Raw genomic sequence first — 20,853 nt, forward strand, 5'->3', positions numbered from 1 at the left:
TAGTGAAAAATGAGTAACCCAAAATTTAGTATCGTCATACCCATTTATAATGCTGAAAGCACGATTGCTCGTACGATCGCATCTTTAAAAGAATTTGATTTTACTGATTATGAAGTTTTGTTAATCGATGATGGTTCGACAGATCAAACGGAAGCAATCATTACGAGACTTATTGAGAACGACCCTAAATTTCGACTGATCACAACGGCTAATCAAGGGCCTGGTTTAGCAAGAAATGAAGGGATTATGCAAGCCCAAGGAACTTACATCTTATTTTTTGATGCGGATGATACGCCGAAAAAAGAAGTTTTATCTGATTATGACAAGCTTTTAGCTAAACATCCAGACACCGATTTGATCGTTAGTTCGTTTATCTTTCGAACGATGGACGGAGAACAGATTATTTCAGAAAAAGAAAATTTAGTGACGGAGCATCATTATCAAAGTCATGATTGTTTTATAAAAGACATGTATCGATTAATGAACGATCAGTTGATGTATGTAGTTTGGAATAAATGTTATCGAAGGGATATTTTAAAACAGAATCAGCTTCTTTTTAAAGGATACAATAGCTGTGAAGACCGTATTTTTAATTTGCATTATTATAAATATTGTCAAAATGTCCTGATGAACCCGAAAATTTCTTATATCTATGAATTTGAAGGTGGCAAAGGAATCACGAATCAGTACCGTCCCAATAAATTTAGTACCTTCAAAGAGTTCTACCAATTAGCAAATGAAGTGACGAATGAAGTCGATAAGCCAGGAATGGCAGCTCTCCATTTAAAAGGAACGACGTCGGTCATCTTTTCTATCTATGGCACTTCGACACGGACAGCAAAAGAAAAAAAAGCTGAAGCAAAGCAAATATTAACGGATCCAACTATTGTTGAGGCGAAAAAAATTGCTTGCACCGACTCTACAGTAAAAAAAGTAACGAAACAATTGTATAACCTGCCTTGTTCATTCTTTTTAACTGCTGTACGCATCGGAAGTTTTGTTGAAATAAAGATGCCAGGATTGATGGCAACACTAAAACGAGTGTATTAAATAAGCGACCGGAATAGCAGGGTGATATCATTTGCTTTTCAATCGAAATAAAAAAGCAGTGACAGCTGTCATGGCTTTATTCTCACATTTATAAAAGTGTTAGGATAAAAGTTTCTTCTAACACACTATTTATTCGAGTTTGGGTCTTTAGGTTTTCCTTTTGACCCACACTCTTTTTTTGCAAATTTAGACAGATTCTATTTCGGATAAAAAAATAGTTATGATAAAATAAAAACAGAGGGAGCTGTAAGTATGTATAGTAATGATCCTGAATTAAGAAATGTCCAGCAGGTAGTGTTAGAAATCGCTCAATATTTTGTCGATTTTTGTAATAAACACGACCTACTTTGTTATTTTTGTGGCGGTGGCTGTATTGGCTCTATCCGTCATCAAGGTTTTATTCCTTGGGATGATGACTTGGATTTTTTTATGCCTAGACAAGATTATGAAAAAATAAAAGAACTATGGCCAAAATATGCTGATGTTGAACGCTATCCGCTATTGGTTGCTTCTGAGAATTACAATGATCATAATTCATTTATGACCATTCGAGATGCAAATACCACATTTGTCAAAACGTATCAAGAAGGAATGGCTATTCCTCATGGTATACCGATTGATATTTTTCCTTTGGACGGTGCGCCTGAAAAAAGTGCGCAACGGAAAATCCAAAAAATGTGGGCGCTCGTTTATGCATTGTTTTGTTCTCAGGTTGTGCCCGAAAAACATGGGGGAATGATGGCAACAGGTAGCAAGGTGCTTTTAAGTACGTTCTCTTCGCCCAAAATCCGCTATAAGATTTGGCGTTTTGCAGAAAAACAAATGAGTAAGTACTCATTCGGATCGACACCTTATGTCACAGAATTATGTGTCGGACCTAAATATATGGGAAATATTTACCATTTGGAAGATTTTAAATCAGCGATTGTTGTTCCCTTTGAAGAGACAAAAATGCCAATTCCTGTTGGGTATGACCGCTATTTGAAACATGTCTTTGGTAACTACATGCAATTGCCCCCTGAAGAAGAACAACAGCCTCATCATGAAGCTGTTCTTGTTGATACTAAAAAAGCTTACAAAGTAAACGATACAGTATGAAGGAGAAAAGAGATGAAACGGATTTTTTCTGGTGTACTTTTATGTACATTATTATTAAATAGCTCTATTTCCAATACTTATGCAATTGAAAATATAGCTAAAACTTCTCAATCTAGTCAAGAACAGAAGGCTATGAATGAAGTGGGAACTGAAGAAAAGCAAATGAACGACTCGTCTGATTCAGCAACACTTACCACAACTAACGATACAAAACAATCGGATAGTTCGACAACTACGGAAACATCTACGGCTGAGACTTCTTCGACAGAATCCAGTATGACCAGCAGCTCGACAATCCCCACTCAAGAAAGTACCAGCACTTCGGGTTCCGAGACCGCCAATTCTACGAGTGATTCTACCCAGGACCAGACAGATGCCAATCAAGTTGATCCAAGAGAAGATGCTGAACTCGGGAAAAGAGGGACAAATCATAAAAAAGGTACTTATGCCATGCAACCGTCTGGAAATCAGTATGGGATTATGTCGAGAACGCTGCATCCTGATAATGTATATGCAGATAATCCCAATTTACCAAGAAAAGACTTCATTGATGTCGCTAGTTGGAATGGGACAATCTCTGTTGCTGAGTATCAAAAAATCAAAAGTTACGGGGTAACGGGAGTAACCGTCAAGCTCACCGAAGGAACATCATATACTAACCCGTATGCGCAAAGCCAAATCAACAATGCTAAAGCTGCGGGGCTCAGTGTGTCTGCTTATCATTACAGCGTGTATACATCTGTTCAAACAGCTCAGGCAGAGGCAAAATATTTTGTACAAGCAGCGTCAAAATTAGGTTTGCCCAAAAATACGATCATGTTTGATGATGCAGAAGATCCGCACTTGATTTCCGAAGGACGTGATACACAAAAAAATGCTTTGGCTTTCAATCAACAACTAAAAAATCTTGGGTATTCTAATGCTGCACTATATCTTAGTAGAGGTTGGCTAGATAGTGGGTACATCAATCCTGCTCCCTTTAATAAAGAACGTATATGGGTCGCACAATATCCTTATACACCAACACAATCGATGCAGTGGAACAATGATTATGGTGCTTGGCAGTGGTCGTCTCAAATGTTTTTCCCAGGTTTGGCAAATTATCAATCTCGTCCTTTTGACATGTCGATGATTTACAGTTCCTTTTTTGGAAGACCAAATACAGGAACCGGACCTGATCTAAATAATTACTATACGACCAATCCTGGAAGAGTCATCGTCAAGAAGGATGATTGTTTTTACAATGATGTGAATTTTACCAGTCCTGGAATGACTGTTAAGGAAAATACTTTAGTTACTGTGAAGAGTATTCAAACAACTGCTAGTGGGATTCCGCGCTTATTTACAGATCACGGCTATTTAACAGCAAATAAATCATATGTTGTAGCGGCTCAAAGCAATATTGATTCTTATTTTACAACGAATCCTAAAAAAGTCCGTTTGAAGACCGATGATTATTTTTATGCAGATACAGCTTTTACCCAGCGTTTGAATAAAGTCACGAAAGGTACAGTGGTGGAAGTAGAAAGCTTGGCTTACACGGACTCTGGTATTTTCCGATTAAAAACAAAAAATGGCTATTTGACTGCAAATAAAAATTTGGTCGAACAGTATCGTGATATCTCTGATATGTACTATATGACAAATCCAGGACAAGTCATTGCTCAGACAAATGATCGTTTTTACCAAGATGTCGAGTTTACAAAACCAGGAGAATCAGTCTCAGCTGGTACGGTCATCAAAGTAACGGGAATTGAAAAAACAAAGAGTGGGATACCTCGATTAAAAACAAATAAAGGCTTTTATACAGCAAATAGAGACTACGTGATCGCAACTGTAGCATCAATTGATAATTACTATACGAAAAACCCTGTTCGAATCGTCATGAAAGCCAATGATACTTACTATCGAGACACAGACTTTCTCCATAAAGGAAAAGCAGTGACGAAAGGGTCGCTTGTATCTGTTACAGGTGTCGTATACCGTGAAGGTCAAGTACCACGATTGCTTACGCCCGATGGCTATTTGACGGCTAATAAAGAGTATGTGCAAGAAGTGCCAGATAATATCTCAAACTATTATTATAGTAATCCAGGATATGTGGTCATGAAGACAAATGATACGTATTATCATGATGTCAATTTCAGTCAAAAAGGGGAGGCAGTCTCTAAAAATGAATTGATTGAAGTGCAAAATGTGGTATTTACAAGTGGTGGAATCCCACGGTTAAAAACGGCAAAAGGCTATTTGACAGCTAATAGAGGTTATGTAACACAATTAGTGAGTGACAGTGATAATTACTTTATCGAAAATCCAAGAAAAATTGTTATGTTGAGGGATGATCGCTATTATTCTGACATAGACTTTAAACAACCAAGTACCCCGATTTCGAAAGGTACGGTGATCGATGTCTTAGGTATCGAGTATACAGCTGGTGGAATCCCACGATTAAAAACCAATAAGGGATATGTTACAGCTAATAAAGGGTATGTTACAGCTGCTGCGAATGCAAATGATAATTATTTTGTGACGAATCCTAAAAGAGTTCAACTGTTGATGAATGATTACTACTATAAAGATCTCAGTTTTACGCAAAAAGGAGCAGCAATTAGCAAAGGAACGATCGTAGAGATCCAATCAATCGAATATACCCCATCAGGACTTCCACGATTAAAAACAGCTGATGGTTATGTGACTGCAAATAAAAAGTATGTTCAAAAAGTAAACTAAAAATAAATAAATCAACACATCAATCGAATGTTCTATCATTCTTTTGATGTGTTGTTTTTTTGTATAATACTTATATTTCACCGAGGCTCAGTGGAAAACATTGAAAGTTATTGGCAGTTGTGAGAAAATGTAAAAGGTTAAATATGGTTTTTATTGAACGGATAGTGAAATAATAGGCAAGTTTTCAATACCTATTTAGTATAAATACACATAAAAGAAAGGAATTTATCTCATATGATTACAGCTATAATTATTGCCGGTGGCGTTGGCAAACGAATGGGGCAGGATATACCAAAACAATTTATTAATATCGAGGGGAAGCCCATCATTATTTATACATTGGAGTCATTCCAACACCATCCACAGATTGATCGAATTCTTGTTGTATGTAAATCAGGTTGGGAAGAAACCATGTGGGCTTATATCAAAGAGTTCAATATCAGTAAAGTCCAATGGGTGATTACTGGCGGATCTAAAGGACAAGAATCAATCAATAACGGTGTACAATTTTTAAAAGATTATTCAGAGGATGATGACACAATTATCATTCATGACGGTATCCGTCCATTGGTGGATGAACTCGTCCTATCAGATGTGATTGTGAAATGTAAGGAATATGGAAATGGTGTGACTTCATTACCGTATAATGAACAGATTTTTATTAAGAAAACCGAAGAAACGACACAACAATATGTGGATCGTAATACGTTACGACGTGTTTCAACACCACAAGCATATCAATATGGTAAATTACTATCTGCTTATAATCGGGCGGTCAAAGAAAATATTGGGATGACAGACTCATCTTATACCAATACGATGATGGTGGACTTAGGTGAAACCTTGTATTTTGCGGCTGGTTCTGATAAAAATATCAAATTGACCACAACCGATGATTTAGAGCTTTTCAAAGCATATTTAAAAATGAAAGATTAGGTGAAGAGGATGTCTTTAATAAATAATCCACTATATAAAGATGATTTGCTGAAGGTAGTCGAACATACTCCTGATTTAAAAAGTTTGGATGGTCAATCTTTACTCATGATTGGTGCCTCAGGTATGATTGGTTCTTTTTTAGTCGATACGTTAATGTTAGCAAACCAGTATTTAGGGGTTAATATTAAAGTATATGCAATGGGAAGAAATCGTCAAAGATTGGAAGAACGATTCTCTCCGTATATCTCTGATCAAAATTTTGAGATCATCGAAGGAGACGTGACAGATCCGTTGCCTTTTTCTATTAAGGCTGACTATATCATCCACGGTGCAAGCAATACCCATCCAAAAGCTTATGCAACCGATCCAATTGGCACGATTATGACGAATCTTGCAGGTACAGAACAAGTATTGAAACATGCTGTAGCAACAGAACCGAAAAGAGTGCTTTTCCTTTCAACTGTAGAGATCTATGGCGAAAATCGTGGAGACGTTGAAAAGTTTTCGGAAGATTATTGTGGTTATATTGATTGCAATACTTTACGTGCCGGCTATCCGGAAGGTAAGAGAGTCAGTGAGTCCCTTTGTCAGGCATATATTGCGAAGCATCAATTAGATATTGTGATTCCAAGATTATGCCGTACATTTGGCCCAACGATGTTGTTATCTGACTCTAAGGCTTCTTCTCAATTTATCTTGAATGCAGTGCATGAAGAAGATATTGTATTAAAGAGTGAAGGAAACCAGTATTTTTCCTATATTTATGTAGGTGATGCTGTTTCAGCGATGCTTCATCTCCTTATTCACGGTCAGAATGGAGAAGCTTATAACATCTCTAATGACAGTTTTGATTTGCATCTAAAAGATCTTGCTCAAAAACTTGCTGAAATTAGTGGGAAACAGGTCATTTTTGAATTACCTGATGCAATTGAACAACAAGGCTTTTCTAAAGCAAATACGGCTATTTTAAATAATGAAAAAATTAAAGATACTGGCTGGTTCCCGATCTTTAGTCTAGAAGAATCACTGAAGCATACAGTACAGTTAGTTAAGGATGAAATACATGTGTGAAATTAGTATCATCGTACCTGTTTATAAAGTTGAAAAATATTTAAAAAAATGTGTAGATTCCATTCTCGCTCAGACTTTTTCCGATTTTGAACTGATTTTAGTGGATGACGGTTCACCTGATAATAGTGGACGTATTTGTGATGACTATGCAAAGAAGGATGCTCGTGTACGGGTCGTCCACAAACAAAATGGTGGATTGAGTAGCGCAAGAAACGCGGGAATCGAGGTAGCCAAAGGAAGATATTTGGGCTTTGTTGACAGTGACGACTATATCGCAGAAGATATGTATGAACTTTTATATAAAGCAATCATCAAAGAAGAGGCAGACTTATCGATCTGTGGTATTTATGATGTCTACGAGGGAAAAGATCCGATAATCAAACCCACAATCAAAAAAACAGTAACCGCTGAAGAAGCGTTATTATTAATTTTACAAGGAAATATCATCTCTGTTCATGCAGTGAACAAACTCTATAAGCGAGAACTGTTTTCAACTATCCGCTATCCAGAGGGGAAATATCATGAAGATTCTTTTATTATTGTAGATTTATTGAATCAATGCCACAAAGTAGCCATTGATTCTGAACAAAAGTACTATTATTATCATCGTCTTGGAAGTATCAATACAGAAAGTTTTTCAGAAAAACAATTTGAATTTATTGAAGCTTGGGAAAACAATGAAATAAAGCTCAAAGACCGAAGTCAAGAAATCAAAAAAGCAGCACATCAACGTGTTTGTTTTGCTAACTTTTTAGTTCTCGATAAGATTATAGTAGCAAACGTAACGGATCGTCCGGAAACAAAAGAAATCGTAAGTTATTTAAGACATAACTTTCGATTCATTATGGAGAATGAGATTTTTACCAAGAGTCGTAAGTTTTCTACATTACTCTTAATGATTAGCTTACATTTATATAAGTTTCCAGTAGAATTTAGAAGGAAACATATAACTAAAACTAAAGATTAACCGTTACGGTGATTGATCTTTTATACTAATGGAGGATAAAATGTTTACTAAATTTTCAAAGCAATTCCATAGTATAGGACAAAAAATAGCATTGCCCTATATTGTTTTTTTTGAGCTTGTCTTAATCTGTCGGATGGTTAGTGTTTATTCCACACTACCACCAAAAATCGATTCCATCTTTTCGATGATTATCATGTTATTATCAGGAGTCATTTTCCTTAGCCACTTTTTACCAATGATTCTCGAAAAAAAGAAAATAAAAATTGAATATTGGTTAATTGTTTTTATAGTGATTTTAGCAATCAGTACATTGTTGAATCGAGAATATGCTTTCACGGAAAACATCAAACTGATTATTTGGCAATGTATCTTTTTCTTTTGTGTATTTGAAGTGGGAAGAGAAAATAACAAAAAACTATTTACTGTGTTTGAAACGATTCTTTTAGTTGTTTGGTCTGCACTTGTCCTATTTTCTCTTTATTTGTTTTTTGCTCGTGTAAGTTTTTCTACGCCAGTTAAATCATTGTATTATGGCATGCGAATCGGTTTTTTTGAAAATCGTCTTTATGGGATTTTTGTTGATCCAAACTATGCGACAACTATTTCATTGGTTTGTATTATTTTTGCCCTTAGAAAAGCTATTTTTAATCAAAAGCTATGGGTGAAAGTTCTTTCTATTTTTGTTATGTTTGTTCAATTTAGCTATATTTCTCTCTCAGGTTCAAGATCTGGTATGATCCAATTGGTAGTTGCGGCCTTTTTTGGTGTTTTCTTCTTTTACTTATTTTATCAGTCGAAAAAAAATCAATCGTTAGTATTGAAAGTAGTAGGAGCAACAGTCCTAGCTGCGATTAGTTCAGCCGTTGTTTTTGGTGGCGTATCATTGATGAAAACAGGTTACGTCAATGTAGCAAACCGTGTGGAAATCACAAGTCCTAAGGTCGTTGACTTTTTTGAAAAAGATTCAGAGAAAAAAATTCCTGACGAAAAATTGGTCACTACCGAAAGACCGGATGTTGTTGAAAATAAAGATATTTCTAACAGTCGTTTTGCTTTATGGAAAAGTGCAACTGAATTGATGCGACTTGAACCCATTTTCGGAACAACACCAAAAGGTTTTGTGGCAATTGCCAAAGCTAAAATCCCAGAGACTCATATTGCTAAAACTGGGCAAACACCTCACAGTGCCTTTTTCTATCTATTAGCAGCAACTGGTATCTCTGGAACAATTGTTTTTGTCCTGTTTTTACTATCAAAAATGTGGCAGTCTTTGCGGATTCTATTTGCTACAAAGCAAAAAAATTATCTAGAATTTCTGATAGATAATCAAATTGTGTTGATCATCTTAGTCTCTAGTTTATTGATTACTGAAATTATACTAACTAGACGTTCTGCAACATTTATTTTCTGGTTGTATTTAGGAAAACTGCAATATGATTTCGATCAACAAAAACAATTGAACAGACTGGAAAAATAATTAAGGTAATAGGAAAAATCCTTGCAGAGAAACAAAGGATGCAAGGATATTTTCTATTATTGGTCAATTTGATGATCAAAGGCAAATAAATATTCCCGTTCGTTAGTAAAAAATTTAATTGGATATAGGAGACTTCTTATGAGAGAATTAACAATGGCAGAGGTACAAAAAAAAGCAGTTGATATTTTAGTTTATATTGATAAAATCTGTCGTGAAAACAACCTAAAATATACCATATTTTATGGAAGTCTGATTGGTGTTGAACGCCATCAAGGTTTTATCCCTTGGGATGATGATATTGATATCGTGATGCCCCGACCAGATTATGAAGAATTGCTTTTGATCTTAAAAAATGATACAAATTACAAGTTGTTGTCCTTTGAAACAAGAGAAAATTTTAGATATCCATTTGCAAAAGTGATTGACCCAAAAACTGTAGCTAAAACAAAGCAGTTTTTTAGTGGGGAAGAACCTGATTTAGGCGTTTTTGTTGATATTTTTCCTATTGACGGCATTCCAGATTCTGCTACAGAACGTCAAGCTCTAAGAGAGACAACAGAGAATTATCGTCTAAACTTAATGGACACTTTGGGATTAGCTTATGCTCGAAGCTTTGATTTTTTGAAAGCAGTCGTAAAATTAGTAGTGCGTTATCCTCATCATAAAAAATTATTGAAAATCGGAGATAATGTCTATTGGCAAAAAAAATACCAAGAAGCTGCTAAAAAAATCCGATTTGGAGATACGGACACATGTGGTTATTTAGAATGGATTCATATTGATTGGGGTGTTTTTCCAACGCAATGGTTTACTGAATATGAAGACGTCGAATTTGAAGGACACAAAGTAATGGCTATCAAAAATAGAGGAGATTTTCTTACATTGCGTTACGGAGATTACATGACAATGCCACCGGAAAATGAACGCGTGACACACCATCCGTATAACTTTTACGAAAAATAGCCTCTCGAAATGGTTACAAAAAGTAAGACGAAACAACAAAGTAGCATCTTTAATACTATATCTTAGAAGGAGTGAAGTAAATGCGTGAAAAACTGCAAACAACTGTTGTAATGGCTACATATAATGGCGAAAAAAATATTATAGAACAGCTCAATTCTTTGAAAAATCAATCTCAAAAAATTGATGAAGTTATCATAAAAGATGATTGCTCAACTGATCAGACAGTCAATATTGTACGAAAATTCATTGAAGAAAATCAGTTACAGGCTACCTGGCAATTGATTGTTAATGAAGAAAACGTTGGATGGCGAAAAAACTTTTTTAAACTGCTGGATTTAGCAAGTAAAGATGTTGTGTTTACTTGTGACCAAGATGATATTTGGCATGAAAAAAAGATTGAAGAAATGAGTCGTACTTTTGCGAATCAACAAGTTCAAGTTTTAGTATCAGATTATCATGAATTAGTAGAGCCAGGTGGTTTAGCCGAAGAGTTAAAACGGGTTGATACAGAAAAAATAGAGGGACAATCAGAAGAACGAGTGGTTTTTAATGAAAACAACTTATTCCTAAGACGTCCAGGCTGTGTCTATGCTATTCGCCAAAGCTTTATTGCGAATGTGATGCTTTATGCTTCAAGAATGGAGAATGCAGTCCATGATATGTCCATGTGGGGAAGTGCTGTTTTAAGCAATGGGTTATTTCTCTTAAGAAAACCGTTGATTGAATGGCGTAAACATGGTCAAAGCTCTTTTAAAAAAGAAATTGACCAAGCAAACAAAGTAACAGCCTACCAAAAAAGACTAAATACGTTACGACGAAGATTGCAACGTGTACATGCAGCCAATAACTATTTAGCTAATTTAACTGATATAGATGATTTTGAGAAGAAACAAAAAATGCTCTTGTCAATGATTGATGAACTAGAAATGCGTATTGCTATATTAGAAAAGGAACAGTTATCAACAATTCTTGCTTCTTTCTTCCGCTATAAGCGTAAATTTTATTTTGGTACTGATATCTATCATCTTATAAAATATAAGTCAGGAAAGTGAGGTATCAGCATGAACCATAAAGCAAAAGCTGTCGCAAAAAATCTATATTATACCGTAGCAGCTAACTTTGCTACATTAGGTATTTCTGTCCTTTTAAATTTATTTGTTCCAAAATTATTAGGAGTGACTGAATATAGTTATTGGCAACTCTATGTCTTTTATTCTTCTTATGTAGGATTCTTACATTTTGGTTGGATTGATGGTATTTACTTGAAAATCGGTGGAGAAGAGTACAAAGACATTGATAAACGTTCTTTAGGATCGCAGTTTTGGTATTTAGCGATATTTGAATTTTTTGTTTCGATTTTCGTTATTTTATGGGCTTACTTCTTTATGCCTGGAGAATACCAAGCACTGATCTTGATTTTGACAGCTGTTGTTTCTGTAGTGACTATCGTTAAAACATTTATTCTCTATATTTTCCAATCAACAAATAGGATTAAAGAGTATGCACAGTTATCAAGAAATGATCGCTATTTATATGTTGTCTTAATCGGTATATATTTTGCTACAGGTGGGCGGGAATTTTACTGGTTGATCATTATGGATATCATTTCAAAATTAGTGATTACAATTTGGGGAATGACCCGAATAAAAGATATGCTACAAGTTAAAATGATTGGTCTAAAAGAACTAGTACCTGAAATCTTAGATAACATTAATATTGGTAGCAAATTAATGTTGAGTAGTATTGCCAGTATGTTAATTATGGGTACGATCCGTTTCTTTGTTCAACAACAATGGTCAATCCAGACTTTTGGTAAATTATCTTTTACTTTAAGTATCTCTAATATGTTTTTGACCTTTATCAATGCGGTGGGGATCGTCATGTTCCCGCTTTTAAGAAGAACAAATCGAGATCGTCTTTCTTCTTTATTTCAAACACTAAGAGGTGTATTTGTTCCTTTGACGTATGCTATTTTGATTTTTTATATTCCAGCAAAAATCGTTTTAGGCATGTGGCTACCTGAATATGAAGTTAGTTTAAGATTCATGGGGATCTTATTTCCAATCGTTATCTATGAAGGAAGAATGTCCTTATTAATCAATACCTATTTGAAGACATTGCGTAAAGAAAAAACGATTCTAATGGTAAACGTCTTGACGTTGACCTTATCCTTACTTCTTTCTCTATTCGTCATTTTCATCATAGGGAATTTAAACTTAACTGTCGGATTAATACTTGCTAGTTTAGCATTCCGTTGTAATTTAGCTGAATTTTTCTTGTGTAGAGATATGAATATTAAAATTGGTGCTAAAATGTTTTTAGAAACCTGTCTAACTTTATTATTCATTTTTAGTAATCTTTGGTTTGATGGCACTTATATGAGTATGGTTGCCTATATTGTGATATATATCATTTATTTAGTGATTGTCCATCGTGGTTTTTTGAGCGACTTAAAAGATTTGCGATACTTAGTCAAAGATCATTAATATAAAGAAGACAGTGAGGGACTGTGACAAAAGACTTGTCACAGTCCCTTATTCTTGCAAAAGGTGATAGAGAAATACATCCTTGACCAACTTCTGCCAAGGCAATAACAAAGAAGCAGCGTTTAAATAAGAAAAATATTATCTACTATTAGAATATTTTATGCATGGTATGGTTTTCTTGTTAGACAGGAGATAACTATTGGAAAGGGAACAATTAGTCTATGATCGCTCTATTTAGGGCATATATATAAGATAGTATTCTCAGAATAAACGTGTTACACTAAACTTATCTTTTATGTAAATCAATAATTGGAGTGAAAATAGTGGAAAAAATATTGATTACCGGTGGGGCTGGTTTTATCGGTTCTACCTTAGCCAATCACTTAGGTAAAGAAAATGTAGTGATTGTTGTTGATGATTTATCAATGGGAAAAGTAGAAAATCTTGAGATGGATAGAAACATCACGTTCATCGAAGGTGATGTAGCGGATTCAGTATTGATGGAAGAAATCATCCGTGCCAATCAATTTGACTACATTTTCCATTTAGCGGCAGTTGCTAGTGTGGCAGATTCGGTTGCCCGACCAGTAGAAACACATCGAGTTAATTTTGAAAGTGTGCTGATGCTGTTAGAATTGGTCCGGAAATATCAACCAAACTTAAAACGAATCGTATTTAGTTCTTCAGCAGCAGTTTATGGGGATGAACCAACTTTACCAAAAAAAGAGGAATCCATTATTCGTCCATTAACCCCTTATGCAATCGATAAGTTTGCAGCTGAACAATATGTTTTGGATTACTGTCATTTATATGATGTTCCAGGAAGTGCAGTTCGTTTCTTCAATGTTTACGGACCAAACCAAAACCCAAATTCACCTTACAGTGGTGTGATTTCAATCTTAGTTGATCGTTATAAAAAACAATTAGCGGGAGAAAAAACGTCATTTACTTTATATGGAGACGGTAGCCAATCAAGAGACTTTGTCTATATCGATGATGTGATCCAAGCTTTACTTCTGGTAGCTAACAAAGAATCGGCTTTAGGCCAACAATTTAATGTCGGAACGGGAAAAGCAACTACATTATTAACATTGATCCAGACGATTGATCAAATTTTAGAGACGGAATTAGCTTTAGAATATCAGCCAGAACGTTCAGGAGATATTCACGATTCATTAGCAGATATTTCTAAGATTCAGTCTATTGGTTATCTACCAAAATATGATGTATTAAGTGGTATGAAAAGCTATTTAAAAACTGAAATATAGTGAATAATAAGAGTCGACAGTTCTTATTCGTACACTTGAAAAGTGGATGGAACGAAATCTTAAACTTTGAGAAATAGAACTATGATAGTCGGCTAAATACAGTCGCCATGCAAAAGTCAGATAATATTCTAACTTTTACATGGCGACTTTTTTTAATAAAAAAATTTTTGAACTATGACGTATTTAATTTTCGGGACGATAATCTTTTTCGTTTTCAGGATTAATTTTCTTCTAATATCTTGGACCCTTCAATTAAATTATAAATTCGATTTCGCAAGTCTAGAGCAGTTAATTTTATTTTTTTATCTGATTGGTCGTTACTTTCCATGACAACCGCATCTTTCAAATCACGTTTGAAAACAGCGACTGAATGGAAACGATTGATGTTGCCTTGTGCCAAAACATAATCATTACCACAATAGACACCACCACGATATGGGTGGCCAGTAGGACTGGGTTTCCATAATGTAAAAAGTAATTTCTGTGGGATCATTTTACCTGATAAAACTTTAGTGAAAAACGTATTTAAATCAAGCACCGACATACTGATATTTCCAGTCCCTAATTCATTATGGATCGCTGTTTGCGATTCAGTTAATGGCTTCCAGTAATCATCACTAGCAGACATTTGATAGGAAAGGGCATGATGCGGAGAGTTTTTGACTTGATCATAAAAAGCGGTCTGTTTCAAATCCAAAGGTTTGATAATCTCATTCTCTACTAATTTTTCATAAGGTTGGTGAGTTAAGTTGATTAAAATACCCGCTAAAATTGTAAAGTTTAATGGTTCATAACGATAAGTATGGTAGTCAACTAATTTTAGATGTTGAACCGCAAATTGAACGACTTCTGTATCTGATAATGGGGTAGTAGGTTTAGCTGTAGGTTTCAACCCAGATCTCATATAAAGTAGATCTTCAATGGAAATCTTTTGACTATTCGGAATTTGAGGATAAAACTTAGCCAATTTCGTATTCAAAGAAAGGTGTCCTAATTCTACTTGTTTGAGAATTAACAGAGCTGTCATCGCTTTTTGAATCGAACCAATTTGATAGTAAAGATAAGGGCTGTTTAACTGATCATTTTCTTTGTTCGCATAACCATAGCCACGCTCAAAAATCACATGATTATTTTTCTTTACATAAATTGAGCCAATGTAATCATGTTTAATTAACAGGTGGTTGATTTTTTCTGATAATTTTTTTTCTTCAGGTGTAAGCGATAATGTTTGTTTAGGTAATAGTGAATCGGAATCATTTCTAGCTTGTTCTTTCGTATAAATACTCCATCCTATAATCATACCGGTGGAAAGTACGCTGATACTGAGCAATACTAGAATGATAGAGAAAAAAGGAAATGACCCTTTTTTTGCATGTTTGCCTTTTTTTATCATTGTGTCATAAGGTCCTTTCATTTTCGCTAATAGTTAAAATAACTATTGTATTTATTGATATTAATTTTAATCTGTTTTCATTTGATTTACTACTTACAATTTTGATAGAATATTTAAATAAATTAATTCACGTCAATCAAAATATCATGTATAATAGATGAAGTTACGAAGTTGATAGTAAGGAGGAGTTGTTTTGTCAGAAAACAAACAACGTCCAGAAGAGAAAAAAAACAGATCAGACCAATCTGCTGAAAAGAATGCAGTCATTAATCAGAGAAAAAATTTGCGAAAAAAAGAAGAAAAAATCGTTGGTAAAATCATTTTAGTGATCGTTTTGACGTTGCTAATCGTAGGAGGCGTCCTAGGATTCACCATTTACCGCTATGTGGATAGCGGGTTGAAACCATTGGATCCTAAAAATGATCAACTTGTTCAAATTGAAATACCTAGCGGTTCATCAAATAAACAAATAGGTGAGATACTCGAACAAGATCAAGTGATTAAAAGCGGCATCGTGTTCAATTACTATACTAAATTTAAAAATATGACTGGCTTTCAAGCTGGATATTATCAAATGGCACCAAATATGACTTTGGATGAGATCGGAAAACAATTGCAAGAAGGTGGCACCTCAGAGCCAACTAAAGTAGCAGATGGCAAAATCGTGATACCGGAAGGATACGACATTGAACAAATTGCTGCTAGAGTAGCGAAAGTCACTGGAAAAGATAAACAAGAATTTTTAGATTTGATGAAAGATGAAACGTTTTTCAATGAGCTTTATAAAAAATTCCCAGATTTATTGGACAGTGCGAGCAAAGCTCAAAATGTCAAATATCGCTTAGAAGGTTATTTGTTCCCGGCCACTTATGATTACTACAAAAAAATGTCGTTGAAAGATTTAGTCGTTCAGATGGTAAACAAGACAAATAGCGTGTTACAGCCTTATTTTACAACCATCAAACAAAAAAATATGACGGTTCAAGAAGTCCTGACGTTGGCCTCATTAGTTGAAAAAGAAGGGATAAAAGAAAACGATCGTAAAAACATCGCCCAAGTATTTTTCAACCGTATCAAGGCAGATATGCCTTTACAATCAGATATCTCTGTTTTATATGCCTTGGGAGAACACAAAGAAACGGTATCTTATAAAGATACGGCTGTCGACTCTCCATATAATCTATATACGAACACAGGTTATGGTCCTGGACCATTTGATAACCCTAGTGAAGCAGCTATCGAAGCCGTATTAGAGCCGACTCAAAATGATTACTACTATTTTGTGGCAGATATCAAAAAAGGCGATGTTTATTTTGCAAAAACTTACGAAGAACATTTGGAATTAGTTGATAAATATGTCAATAATTCGTAGAATAGTATTTGTATCATCGACTATTTATTTAAAATAGAAAAACATTTACATTTTAGGAAAAGCGTGGTAATCTTTTTTGGATTATATTCCTCAAAAGATTACTTTTTGCGGTATTCCATAGATCAAGAAGGAGACGTTATACATGGTTGAGAAAGTTTACCCGATGACTCTAGAAGGCAAAGCCAAACTAGAAGAAGAATTAGAACAATTAAAAACAGTTAAACGCGGAGAAATCATTGAACGCATTAAAATCGCTCGTGGATTTGGTGATCTATCTGAAAACTCAGAGTATGAATCTGCTAAAGATGAACAAGCGTTTGTTGAAGGACGAATCACAACAATCGAAAATATGATTCGTTTTGCTCAAATCATTGACAATGACGGTGTTGATGCAGATGAAGTATCAATTGGTAAGACAGTGACATTTATTGAATTACCGGATGGTGAAGAAGAAGAATACACAATCGTAGGAAGTGCAGAAGCTGATCCATTTTCTGGTAAAATTTCTAATGATTCACCAATTGCTCAAGCTTTGATTGGTAAATTAGTCAATGATGAAGTAACGATTGCTACCCCTGGTGGCGATATGTTAGTTAAAATCGTTAAAGTAGAGCAAGCATAAGAAATACTTGAACAAAAATGAAGTTGTGACATCTACAACTTTGAGCAATAAGCCGAAGAATCAGAAAATCGTTTCTCCGATTTTTGGGATTCTTCGGCTTATTTATTTTTCTAAGGAATGAGTGTCCAGAACCATTTGACTTAGGACAAACTTTACATCTCAAGTCCTATAGTATATTTCTAAAAAAATAGCTATGATAGAATGAGAATGTGCATGAAAGGAGAATAAAGATGAATAGTTCTTGGCGTTTTTTTATCGTAGTCGAGGCTTTATTATTACTATTTGCAGTTTGGCAAATTGTGAACAACGTAGAATTACTTCTTCTCGTATTGTTTGGTGCATTGAACATATATTTAGCATTAAGAAAATATCCACGATCTGGATTTCGAAATTTTCAATTGATTATAGGGAGTTTGATCGTTTTCTTTAGTTTAGTCAATAGCCCTGCACTATGGTTGATGGCAGTATTTGCGATCTTGTTTATCGGACTAAAAGGGGTTGAAATTTCTGGGATTGATCTAACAAAAAATACCTTTTGGCGAAAGAAACAGATGATCATGGTACAAACCGATCAATTAAAAACACATAATAATGAACGAAAAAAACAACAATTATTTGGAAATCAACGTATTGGTAATGATGTTTATGAATGGGATGACATCAATATTGCTTTAATTTCAGGGGATACGATCATTGATCTTGGCAATACATTGTTACCAAAGGATGATAATATCGTTATTGTGCGAAAAGGAATTGGCAGAACGAGAATTTTGGTACCTTTAGGGATTGCCATCAGTTTAGAGCATGCGACACTTGTTGGAAATGTTTTATTTGAAGAGGAACAATTTTCATTAAAAAATGAATCCATCAAAATTTATAGTAACGATTATGATGAAAACCCAAGACGGTTAAAAATCATCACGAATACATTACTTGGTGACGTTGAGGTGATACGTGTATGATGAGCAGATTATCAAAATTAATGATGGCAATCTATGCCTCAGCGGCTTCTTTTTTAATCATCTTGTTTTCGTTGTTCACTTATTTTTATGCAAGTAACCAAACGAATTGGTGGCGTGCCATTTTAAGTGCAAGACTATTGTATGTGCCGCTGATTTTTCATTTGTTTGCTATTGCCTTAGGTGTCGGATTAGTGGTTTTTTTGATAGTATCACTTATCCAAAAAGCAAAGTATGGTAAAATTGAAGAAAAATTAAGAGCATTATCTTCTGGTAATTATGAGTCTAGTCATTTGAATGAACCCATTCCCAGTGCAAATGATGATATTTATGTACAAGATATTGATAAAGAAATAACCAAAATAAAAGAAAAAATGATTGAAGTTTCTAGTGAACTACAAATTATCACTAGCAGACCCCAGTATGTGGATGGACAGACAAGAGAGGAAATCTTAGAACTAGAAAGGCATCGTTTAGCCCGGGAACTCCATGATTCTGTCTCACAACAATTATTTGCAGCGATGATGATGATGTCTGCTTTAACAGAACAAGCCGAAAAAACAGATAGTTCAGAAATATTTCGCAAACAATTACGTATGGTTGCTGATATCATCAATGCTTCTCAATCTGAAATGCGCGCGCTCCTACTTCATCTTCGCCCAGTGAATCTGGAGGAGAAGAGTTTGAAACAAGGAATTGAGCAATTATTAAAAGAACTACAAAATAAAATTCAAATTTCATTGAAATGGGAGATCGAAGACGTAAAATTGTCCAATTCGATTGAAGATCATCTTTTTCGTATCGTGCAAGAATTATTATCCAATACCTTACGTCACGCTAAAGCAAATGAATTAGAAGTTTATTTACACAAAATCAATAATAACTTATTGTTACGAGTGATTGATGATGGTACCGGGTTTAATATGAACGAAACGAAAACAGGTAGTTATGGATTAAATAATATTAGGGAACGAGTAGCAGGTATTGGTGGAACAGTTAAAATTATTAGTTTTAAAGGACAAGGCACCAGTATTGAGATCAAAGTTCCTTTGATAAAGGAGGCATAATTGAAAATGATACAAGTATTACTCGTAGATGATCATGAAATGGTTCGCTTAGGAGTTTCCTCTTATTTATCGATTCAAGAAGACATTCAAGTGATCGGTGAAGCAGAAAATGGTCGAGAAGGCTATGAAAAAGCAATGGAATTACGACCTGATGTGATTTTGATGGATCTTGTTATGGAAGAAATGGATGGGATTGAATCAACTAAAGCTATTTTAAAAGACTGGCCTGAAGCAAAAATAATTATTGTAACCAGCTTTATCGATGATGAAAAAGTTTATCCAGCCATTGAAGCTGGTGCAGCGGGATATCTATTAAAAACTTCTACCGCTCATGAAATTGCAGATGCGATCAGAGCAACTCAAAGAGGGGAACGAGTGTTAGAACCTGAAGTAACAACAAAAATGATGGAAAAAATAAGTAAGAGAAACGAGCCAATTCTTCATGAAGAATTGACAAAACGTGAAAATGAAATCCTGATGCTGATAGCAGAAGGAAAAAGCAATCAAGAGATCGCAGATGAATTATTTATTACTTTAAAAACAGTCAAAACCCATGTCTCAAATATATTAGCAAAATTAGAAGTAGAAGATCGAACGCAAGCAGCTATTTATGCTTTCAAACATGGATTAGTTAAATAAATTGTTTATTCTACAAAAGAAAGCTTACTTTCGTTTTTAGAAAGCCTTTGCTATACTTAAATAAAATAGGTAAGGGAGGAAGCAAGTGAAACAAAATTTTGCAATTGTCGGGCTTGGACGATTTGGTGGCAGTATTTGCCGAACCTTAGTTGAAGCAGGACAAGAAGTATTAGCTATTGATAGCAATGAAGATCGAGTCAATGAATATATGAATATCGCTACTCATGCAGTTGTAGCAAATGCACAAGATGAAATGACATTGCGTTCACTAGGAATCAGAAATTTTGATCATGTGATCATTGCAATCGGTGAAGATATCCAAGCAAGTATCCTCGTTACATTAATGGTCAAAGAGATGGGAGTTCCCAACATCTTAGCTAAAGCTCAAAATGAATATCATGCAAGAGTGTTAGAAAAAATCGGAGCAGATCGTGTGGTTCACCCGGAAAGAGATATGGGGATTCGTATTGCTCATAATCTTGTTTCAAAAAATATATTGGATTACTTAGAACTATCGGATCAATTTTCTCTTGCAGAAATTCGAGTTTCTAATCCCAAATTTTTTAATAAAACATTAGCGGAGCTGAATTTTAGGCAACGTTATGATCTAACAGTTGTAGCAATTCGACGCTTTGATCGTTCGGTCGTTGTTTCACCTTCAGCAGATGAATATGTCAGAGAAAATGATAATTTATTAGTAATTGGGGAAACCGAAGATGTAGATATATTAGACGATAAAATGAATCAATAAGGAG

At 34.7% G+C, this 20,853-nt stretch carries 18 protein-coding genes; 17 read left to right on the forward strand and 1 reads right to left on the reverse strand.

Annotation, left to right across the window (positions count from 1 at the left end):
* Positions 1-9: 9 nt before the first annotated feature.
* From IGJ23_RS04080 to IGJ23_RS04130, 11 genes are all read left to right on the forward strand, one after another.
* The gene (locus tag IGJ23_RS04080; protein ID WP_438774638.1) at positions 10-1,050 is read left to right on the forward strand and encodes a glycosyltransferase family 2 protein; all 1,041 of its coding nucleotides are present in this window, start codon (positions 10-12) and stop codon (positions 1,048-1,050) included.
* A 252-nt stretch (positions 1,051-1,302) separates the two neighbouring features.
* Positions 1,303-2,148, forward strand: coding sequence for a LicD family protein (locus tag IGJ23_RS04085; RefSeq protein WP_438774639.1), 846 nt, complete (start codon positions 1,303-1,305; stop codon positions 2,146-2,148).
* A gap of 12 nt (positions 2,149-2,160) precedes the next feature.
* The gene (locus IGJ23_RS04090; RefSeq protein ID WP_438774640.1) at positions 2,161-4,878 is read left to right on the forward strand and encodes a DUF5776 domain-containing protein; all 2,718 of its coding nucleotides are present in this window, start codon (positions 2,161-2,163) and stop codon (positions 4,876-4,878) included.
* A gap of 234 nt (positions 4,879-5,112) precedes the next feature.
* The gene (locus tag IGJ23_RS04095) at positions 5,113-5,814 is read left to right on the forward strand and encodes an IspD/TarI family cytidylyltransferase (protein WP_010719731.1); all 702 of its coding nucleotides are present in this window, start codon (positions 5,113-5,115) and stop codon (positions 5,812-5,814) included.
* A gap of 9 nt (positions 5,815-5,823) precedes the next feature.
* On the forward strand, positions 5,824-6,885 hold the full coding sequence (locus IGJ23_RS04100) for an NAD-dependent epimerase/dehydratase family protein (protein WP_438774641.1): 1,062 nt from the start codon (positions 5,824-5,826) through the stop codon (positions 6,883-6,885).
* Complete coding sequence (locus IGJ23_RS04105; RefSeq protein ID WP_438774642.1) at positions 6,878-7,852, forward strand: glycosyltransferase family 2 protein; 975 nt, start codon at positions 6,878-6,880, stop codon at positions 7,850-7,852. Before IGJ23_RS04100 ends, IGJ23_RS04105 begins: the two co-directional genes overlap by 8 nt.
* Before the next feature lie 40 nt (positions 7,853-7,892).
* Positions 7,893-9,329, forward strand: a complete 1,437-nt coding sequence (locus tag IGJ23_RS04110) for an O-antigen ligase family protein (protein ID WP_010738170.1) — start codon at positions 7,893-7,895, stop codon at positions 9,327-9,329.
* 138 nt (positions 9,330-9,467) lie between these two features.
* Positions 9,468-10,292 (forward strand): LicD family protein, encoded by an 825-nt coding sequence (locus IGJ23_RS04115; protein ID WP_034698873.1) that lies wholly within the window; start codon positions 9,468-9,470, stop codon positions 10,290-10,292.
* Positions 10,293-10,372: 80 nt separating this feature from the next.
* Complete coding sequence (locus IGJ23_RS04120; protein ID WP_010719726.1) at positions 10,373-11,344, forward strand: glycosyltransferase; 972 nt, start codon at positions 10,373-10,375, stop codon at positions 11,342-11,344.
* A 9-nt stretch (positions 11,345-11,353) separates the two neighbouring features.
* Positions 11,354-12,778, forward strand: coding sequence for a lipopolysaccharide biosynthesis protein (locus IGJ23_RS04125; RefSeq protein ID WP_010738167.1), 1,425 nt, complete (start codon positions 11,354-11,356; stop codon positions 12,776-12,778).
* Positions 12,779-13,101: 323 nt separating this feature from the next.
* Positions 13,102-14,046: an NAD-dependent epimerase/dehydratase family protein gene (locus IGJ23_RS04130; RefSeq protein ID WP_053766090.1), complete on the forward strand. Its 945-nt coding sequence runs from the start codon at positions 13,102-13,104 to the stop codon at positions 14,044-14,046.
* Between the two features lie 220 nt (positions 14,047-14,266).
* Here IGJ23_RS04130 and IGJ23_RS04135 read toward each other — a convergent pair whose 3' ends face one another.
* On the reverse strand, positions 14,267-15,436 hold the full coding sequence (locus tag IGJ23_RS04135; protein WP_436628711.1) for a serine hydrolase domain-containing protein: 1,170 nt from the start codon (positions 15,434-15,436) through the stop codon (positions 14,267-14,269).
* A gap of 196 nt (positions 15,437-15,632) precedes the next feature.
* On the opposite strand from IGJ23_RS04135, the gene mltG reads away from it, so the two are divergent.
* The 6 genes from mltG (at position 15,633) to IGJ23_RS04165 (ending at position 20,849) form a co-directional block, all read left to right on the forward strand.
* A complete protein-coding gene (gene mltG / locus IGJ23_RS04140; RefSeq protein WP_010719722.1) occupies positions 15,633-16,811 on the forward strand; it encodes an endolytic transglycosylase MltG in 1,179 nt (392 codons plus the stop codon).
* A 142-nt stretch (positions 16,812-16,953) separates the two neighbouring features.
* Complete coding sequence (gene greA, locus IGJ23_RS04145) at positions 16,954-17,433, forward strand: transcription elongation factor GreA (protein WP_010719721.1); 480 nt, start codon at positions 16,954-16,956, stop codon at positions 17,431-17,433.
* Positions 17,434-17,663: 230 nt separating this feature from the next.
* Positions 17,664-18,395 carry a cell wall-active antibiotics response protein LiaF gene (gene liaF / locus IGJ23_RS04150; protein ID WP_010719720.1) on the forward strand — a complete coding sequence of 244 codons (732 nt, stop codon included), beginning with the start codon at positions 17,664-17,666 and terminating at the stop codon, positions 18,393-18,395.
* Positions 18,392-19,459 (forward strand): two-component system sensor histidine kinase LiaS, encoded by a 1,068-nt coding sequence (liaS, locus tag IGJ23_RS04155; RefSeq protein WP_010719719.1) that lies wholly within the window; start codon positions 18,392-18,394, stop codon positions 19,457-19,459. Before liaF ends, liaS begins: the two co-directional genes overlap by 4 nt.
* Positions 19,460-19,465: 6 nt before the next feature.
* The gene (locus IGJ23_RS04160) at positions 19,466-20,098 is read left to right on the forward strand and encodes a response regulator transcription factor (protein ID WP_010719718.1); all 633 of its coding nucleotides are present in this window, start codon (positions 19,466-19,468) and stop codon (positions 20,096-20,098) included.
* 85 nt (positions 20,099-20,183) lie between these two features.
* Positions 20,184-20,849, forward strand: coding sequence for a potassium channel family protein (locus IGJ23_RS04165; protein ID WP_010719717.1), 666 nt, complete (start codon positions 20,184-20,186; stop codon positions 20,847-20,849).
* Positions 20,850-20,853: the final 4 nt, after the last annotated feature.

The organism is Enterococcus sp. DIV1682a, assembly GCF_051711005.1.
GTDB classification, from domain to species: Bacteria; Bacillota; Bacilli; order Lactobacillales; family Enterococcaceae; genus Enterococcus_B; species Enterococcus_B hirae.